The organism is Peribacillus sp. P4_C12 (assembly GCF_056402095.1).
The window spans coordinates 1-6,447 of sequence record NZ_JBFUIB010000199.1 but is presented as its reverse complement, the minus strand read 5'-3'; the positions used below and the strand labels follow the sequence as shown (position 1 = coordinate 6,447).

At 40.1% G+C, this 6,447-nt stretch carries 7 protein-coding genes; 1 reads left to right on the top strand and 6 read right to left on the bottom strand.

Translation table 11 applies throughout. The annotated features are described in order from the left end of the window. From AC1DUW_RS18605 to AC1DUW_RS18590, 4 genes are all read right to left on the bottom strand, one after another. On the bottom strand, positions 1 to 1,582 hold a 1,582-nt coding region (locus AC1DUW_RS18605), incomplete at its 3' end, for an ATP-binding protein (protein ID WP_477643165.1). A 79-nt stretch (positions 1,583 to 1,661) separates the two neighbouring features. Further along, entirely contained in the window at positions 1,662 to 3,188 is a 1,527-nt protein-coding gene (locus AC1DUW_RS18600; protein ID WP_477643164.1) for a tripartite tricarboxylate transporter permease, read from the bottom strand. Between the two features lie 18 nt (positions 3,189 to 3,206). After that, positions 3,207 to 3,662 carry a tripartite tricarboxylate transporter TctB family protein gene (locus AC1DUW_RS18595; RefSeq protein WP_053348638.1) on the bottom strand — a complete coding sequence of 152 codons (456 nt, stop codon included), beginning with the start codon at positions 3,660 to 3,662 and terminating at the stop codon, positions 3,207 to 3,209. A gap of 57 nt (positions 3,663 to 3,719) precedes the next feature. Beyond that, positions 3,720 to 4,742: a Bug family tripartite tricarboxylate transporter substrate binding protein gene (locus AC1DUW_RS18590; protein ID WP_053348637.1), complete on the bottom strand. Its 1,023-nt coding sequence runs from the start codon at positions 4,740 to 4,742 to the stop codon at positions 3,720 to 3,722. A gap of 196 nt (positions 4,743 to 4,938) precedes the next feature. Between AC1DUW_RS18590 and AC1DUW_RS18585 the strand changes: the two genes are divergently transcribed. Next, positions 4,939 to 5,133: a hypothetical protein gene (locus AC1DUW_RS18585; RefSeq protein WP_477643163.1), complete on the top strand. Its 195-nt coding sequence runs from the start codon at positions 4,939 to 4,941 to the stop codon at positions 5,131 to 5,133. Here AC1DUW_RS18585 and AC1DUW_RS18580 read toward each other — a convergent pair. Next, positions 5,125 to 6,051 carry an AEC family transporter gene (locus AC1DUW_RS18580; RefSeq protein WP_477643162.1) on the bottom strand — a complete coding sequence of 309 codons (927 nt, stop codon included), beginning with the start codon at positions 6,049 to 6,051 and terminating at the stop codon, positions 5,125 to 5,127. The genes AC1DUW_RS18585 and AC1DUW_RS18580 overlap by 9 nt on opposite strands. 156 nt (positions 6,052 to 6,207) lie before the next feature. Continuing rightward, positions 6,208 to 6,447 (bottom strand): LysR substrate-binding domain-containing protein (locus tag AC1DUW_RS18575; RefSeq protein ID WP_477643161.1); only part of this gene is annotated, 240 nt, incomplete at its 5' end.

The following is a 6,447-nucleotide window of genomic DNA, read 5'->3' as shown; positions in this document are numbered from 1 at the left end:
CCCCTCTGTTTTTTGGTATGGCTACTGTAAAGATCGTATATTCCCCTTCCTTTGATGAAAAAGTGATATATCCTCCTAAACCATTTATTGCTTCCTGAACAAGACTCAGACCAATCCCTGAATTAGTTTGATGGTTTTTCGTGGTAAAACCTTTCTGGAAAATTTGTTCGGTAATATCTGAATTCATCCCTTTTCCGTTATCTTCAACTTCGATAATCAGTTCTTTACCCAAATCAGTTACGAACAACGAAACCTTTTTTTCCTCCCTTTGGTTTTCCCGTACCGCTTCAAAAGCATTATTGATAAGGTTACCGATAATCGTCACTAACACATCTCGGTCTATTTCGGACGGAATATCTTTAAAACTGCTCTCTCTATCAATAGTAAAATGAATTTTCAACTCGCTTGCTAAACTTACTTTCCCTAAGATGAACCCAGCAATAATCGGATCAGGTACTTCCTTCATTAAAAAGTGAATGAACCCTTGTGTGACATCCACTTCCTTCGATATGAAATCTATCGCTTCTTTATAGGACCCCAGTTGAATCAAACCAAGAAGAGTATAAAGCCGATTGGAATATTCATGTGTCTGAGCCCTTAGCCCCTCTGCATAGGCCTTCACATGGGAAAGCTCTTGAAGAAGGTTCGATAGTTCGGACTTATTTCTTAAACTCGCAACAGCACCGATAACTTCTCCGTGTTTATTTAATATTGGAATGCGACTTGCCAAAAAAATTTCACCGTCTATCATAAATTCCTGATCATATTCGGCCTGTGCTGTACTGACTACATCAAGCAGATGTGTATTTGTAATGACCTCTTCAATTTTTCTCCCGCGTAGCACAACGTCTTTAGGAATATGAAGGAATTTATGCGCCGTTTCATTGACAACAGTGATTTTCCCATAGACATCAATGGCTATAATTCCTTCATGAATGGATTCCAAAATGGCATGTTTCTCTTGAAACATCCAGGCAATCTCCTTGGGCTCAAGTCCTAATATGGCCTTTTTTATATTTAATGAAATAAAGAAGGCAATTAATAAACCACCTATTAAGATAAAAGAGATGGTCCATACTATCTTTCTTTGTATTCTAGACACTTCATTTTCAATATCGTTTTGCATGTAACCAACTGAGACTACACCAATGACTTTTCCCTCATCCTCTATTGGAGCTTTTCCCCTTATGGAAGGGCCCAATGTCCCGGTTGATTCCGTGATGATTGATTTCCCATTCCAAACCTCGGCGTTATCTCCCCCTACCATTTTCTTCCCAATCAATTTGGGATTAGGGTGAGACAGGCGTGTTTCATTCTCATCTCCAATTACAATGAATTCCGCATCGATCTGTCTGCGAATTTTTTCCGCAATAGGCTGGATGATCACGGAAGGACTATCCGTTTGAAAGGCTTGTTTAATTTCAGGCAGCAGTGAAATGGTCTGGGCAACCGATAATGCTTTTTCCCCTGTTTCCTGTTTCAGGTTAATTTCTAAGATATTTATAAAAAAAACTTCAAAGATTCCACCGATTAAGATGATTAACGTGCAGATGCCCAGCATCAACTTAGTATGTAAACGCATTCAATCACCCCTTCTTACATCATATAAAAAAAAACCCCTTTAAAAAAGGAGTTTTTTCGCAACATTCAGAAAATGTTCATTAACCTTCTATATTGATGACGACATCTTTTCCTCTCTTCTTAAGTAAAACCGGAATGAGCAACCATAGTGCCGTTACAATCAAAAAGGTAAGTGAAAGTGGCCTAGTGAAAAACAAGCTGTAATCACCATCGGATATGGTCAAGGCTCTGCGCATATTATTTTCTATCATCGGCCCTAATACCAACCCTAGTACCAATGGAGCGATTGGATAATCATTTTTACTTAAGAAGTACCCCAAGACCCCGCACCCTAATAATAGCAGTAAATCATAAGTGGATACTTGAACCGCATAAACACCAAAAATGGAAATCGCGATAATGATCGGAATCAAGTACTTCTTAGGCGTTTCAATGATTTTTGCAAAAACCTTAACGAGCGGAAGATTAAGGATGAGAAGCATCAGATTCCCAATGAACATACTGGCGATAAGTCCCCAAGCTACCTGAGGATGATCTTCGAATAATAATGGTCCAGGTTGAACATTGTACATCATGAGTGCCCCCATTAAGATAGCTGTTGTACCGGAACCTGGAATCCCCAGAGTCAATAATGGAATCATCGCTCCACCAGAAGCTGCGTTATTAGCCGTCTCAGGCCCTGCTACTCCTGCAATTGCTCCAGTACCAAATTTCTCAGGTTTTTTTGAAATCCGTTTTTCCATAAGATAAGAGAAGAAAGAAGCAAGAGTTGCCCCTGCACCTGGTAGGATTCCTACAAAGAAACCTAAGAGCGATCCCCTGGCAATGGGACCCGCGGATTCTTTGAATTCTTCTTTGGAAGGAAGCAAATTACTAATCTTAGCGATTTCCCCGTCATCCTCTTCTTTTTCCAATATCGTCTTGAACACTTCTCCAAGGGCGAATAACCCAACTGCGATTGTCAGGAATTCAACCCCTTGATATAGCCAGGGAACGTCGAAGGTAAAACGAGCAATCCCTGATACATTATCGATGCCTATCGTCCCAATCAGCAAGCCGCAAACAGTCATAATTAACGCCTTCGTTACTGACTTTCCCGCCAAACCACTAACAGCTGCCAGTCCTAGAAGCATAAGTGAAAAATACTCGGCTGGACCAAATTTTATGGCAATCGTCGATAATGGTTGAGCTAAGGCAATCATAGCGATAAGGGTGACAATCCCTCCAACAAAGGAACCGATGGCAGAAATAGACAAAGCACTTCCAGCCCTGCCCTTCTTCGCCATTTGATAGCCATCCAATGTTGTAACAACAGAAGAAGATTCCCCAGGTGTATTTAATAGTATGGAAGTTGTCGAGCCTCCATACATCGCTCCATAATAGACACCTGCAAGTAAAATAATGGCGCTTGTTGCCGCTTGCTCCGGGGGAAGTCCTCCCGTAATTGAAGCCGTTACCGGAATTAAAAGGGCCACACCGCTCATCGGTCCAATCCCTGGCAAAACGCCAACAGCCGTTCCAATCAATACTCCAACAAATGCAAAAAGAAAATTATACCAAGTAAGTGCTGTTTCAAACCCTTGTAATAAATAATCAAAAGTGCCCATTACTCATCCTCCTTTCCTTTATGAAAACCAGATTGGCCAACCAGGCAGTGTTCCTTTTAAGACATTTACGAATAAAAAATAGACGATTCCGGAAAACCCTGCAGATATAATGAGTGATGTTACCCACTTGCTCCGTTCCATAGTTTGAAAGCAAACAAACAAAAAGAGAAAGGTTGTAATGACATACCCAAATGTTTCTAATGTCAAAATATAAATCAATGTTGAGAGTAAAATAATGATAAAAGGCTTATACTCCAGCTTTTCCTTACTCGATTCTTGTCTCTTACTTCGATATGCCTCATAAAATAGGCGAATACTCAATGCAGCAAGAACAAGTCCCAAAACAAATGGAAAAATATCTGGCCCCACTGAACTTCCATAAGAAGAACTGGATAAATTCCTGCTCCCTATCATAAACAACACACCGACAGCCAGAAAGGCTACAGCTGCAAAGCGGTCAAATTTCATGTCCACCCTTATCCCCCCAATTCAGAAAATAAGAAGAAGGAGAAGTACCTCCTTCTTCCCTCATTATTTTTCCATTCCTAAAGCTTCTAATAATTGCTGCACTTGTTTCTCTTGTTCTTCTAAAAACTTGCCAAACTCTTCACTGTTTTTATATTCTTGCTCCCATCCTTGTGCCTCGACTTCCTTTTTCCATTCAGAAGTTTCAACTAACTTTGCAATAGATTCGTTCCAAAATGTTTTAGCTTCATCAGACATTTCCTGAGGACCAAAAACACCCCTCCAAATAGTAAACTCAGCATCTACTCCCTGTTCCTTAGCCGTTGGTATATCTTTAAGATCTCCACCAAGGCGTTCAGTCGATGTTACGGCCAGAACTCTAATCTTCCCTGCTTTTAAAAACTCTCTTACACTAGAGGCATCTGTTCCAATTACATCTGCATTGCCTCCAAGCAATGCCGTTATCGCTTCCCCGCCACCGTCGTACGATACATATTTAAGTTCAGTGGGATTTAATCCATATTCATAGGCTGGAAGAATAGAAATCAAGTGATCCATGGAACCTGGAGCTGATCCTCCTGCAAAAGTTAGCTTGCGCGGATCTTTTTTTACTACTTCCAACACTGATTTTAAATCTTTAAATTCTGAATCCGCTTTGACTACGATAGCTCCATAATCTTTTGTCAGCTGCGCCAATGGAGTCGTATTTTTATATCCATAAGGACTGTTGCCCTCTTTTTTAAGATTATTAATAATGACAGGGGGCGAGTTCACAAACAGCATGTCGTTATTATCAACTTGCTGTGTTGCATATTCCGCCATAAAAACAGCACCACCACCACCTGGTTTGTTTTCAACGGTTAACGGCTGGTTTACCAGTTTTGTCTCACTTAAGACCTTTGTAAATGAACGAGCTGTTAAATCCCATCCGCCACCTGCACCCGACGGAGCAACAATCGTTATGGCTTTTTTCGGATATCCAGTACTTTCTTTCTTTTCGCCTGATGTATCCGAACTACTGCATGCACCTAAACTTAGGGCTAACGAACTTGCCAATATAACCGCAGAAATCTTTTTACGAGAAAACATATGAATCCCCCTTTTGAAAGCGTTTTCTTAATTTTACAAAAATTTATACCTTTTCTTTAATTATTCACCTAAAAAACATAAATTCCATAATATCCATATTGTTCATAAAGTTTTATAGCAGGAAAAGGGGAAAAGACTGCTCCTTCAGAGCAGTCCCAGTTTGTAGACTAAAGGGGGTCTATCTAAATTAAACAAAGTGATTGGAATGGAAGGTGCGAGACTCCTGCGGGGAAAGCGTGTCGAAGGGAGACCCCGCAGGCGCAAAGAGCGCCGAGGAGGCTCCCGGACCGCCCGCGGAAAGCGAGTGCCTTACGTTCCAATCAAGGTTCGAATTTTACAAACACTTAAAAAAACTGTAGACCGCCCATTAAGAGCAGTCCAACTAGAATAGAATTTTTGATAGATATACGACCAACGTTACCGTTATACTGCTGAATAAAGTGGACATCAAGACGGCCTGTGCCGCATACTCCGGATGGTTACCATATTCCAAAGCAAATAACGCACTGTTTCTTGATGTTGGAAATGAGCTTGCTATAAATAACCCTTGAGCAACCGTCCCTTCCAGCCCAAGCATGAGAATGATTAGGAAGGCAATAGATGGGGAGAGTATTAAACGGCCAATCAAGCTAAGAATTAGCGGAAGCGGGAAGTGAGTTATTTTTAAGTACGCACTCTGTGCACCCAGTGTAATCAAGGCAATCGCTATGAACGCACTTGCGATATTATCAATTGGAGTCCATAAAAACAAAGGAATATTGATTGAAGTCGCCTGTAAAACCAAACCAAGTAAAAGAGCGTAGATAACAGGGTTCTTCAAGAACTCACTGACCGCTCCCTTTGCACTTTTTGTATGAACGGAAACGGAATTCATCAATCCATATGTATAGGTTAGTAAATTTTGAAAGATGATAACGATGACTTGAATTGATAGCCCAAGAGGATTATTATGAAACACCAACTGGCTGACTGGCATCCCAAAATTGGCTGAGTTATTTAAGACCACACTATTTTTAAAAGTTGCAGAGAGACTTTGATCAAACTTAGCGAGTTTAGCAATCAATGCACTTACTATGATGAGACTTATAGCTTGCAGAGCAAGGAAGCCAAATATTTGTACAATCATCCCCCCTCCCATCTTGCTTTGATAAATATTAACAAAGCTAATGGCCGGCATAAGCAGGAAATTGTTCAATTTAGACAACGTGTTCATATCCAGATGGAATTTACGATGAAGAAATGCCCCCGCTCCTATTAGAAAAAAGACAGGTACAATGACATTCAATAAAATTAGAAACAAAACACTCATATTACTACCTCTCCATTTCAAAAGGAAATATCCTGTAGATTCACTTCTCTCATACATCATAATGTGGATGAACCCATAATTAAAATACGAATAAATTATCGTTGGCCATTCAAAAAAGGAATGATAAAAAAAAGCACAGAAGTTTCTGTGCTTTATCTAAATATCTCTCATAAAATCGACACTCTTAACAAATTGGACAAACTCATTGACCAGCTTTAATTCTAGCGTCTTTTCATGATATAACATCCAAGTATCTCTAATAAGTGTATCTCCTTGTTCATCCTTCAAATTAATCTGATATAGATTTTGGTCTTTCTCCAGTAAGACGCTTGGAAGAATCCCATATCCTAGCCCATTCCTGACCATTTCTTTGCATGTATCACCCTTATCCACTTC

Coding starts and splice junctions, on each gene's coding strand:
- AC1DUW_RS18600 (WP_477643164.1), bottom strand. CDS start 3,188: ATGGGCACTTTTGATTATTTATTACAAGGGTTTGAAACAGCACTTACT.
- AC1DUW_RS18580 (WP_477643162.1), bottom strand. CDS start 6,051: ATGAGTGTTTTGTTTCTAATTTTATTGAATGTCATTGTACCTGTCTTT.
- AC1DUW_RS18590 (WP_053348637.1), bottom strand. CDS start 4,742: ATGTTTTCTCGTAAAAAGATTTCTGCGGTTATATTGGCAAGTTCGTTA.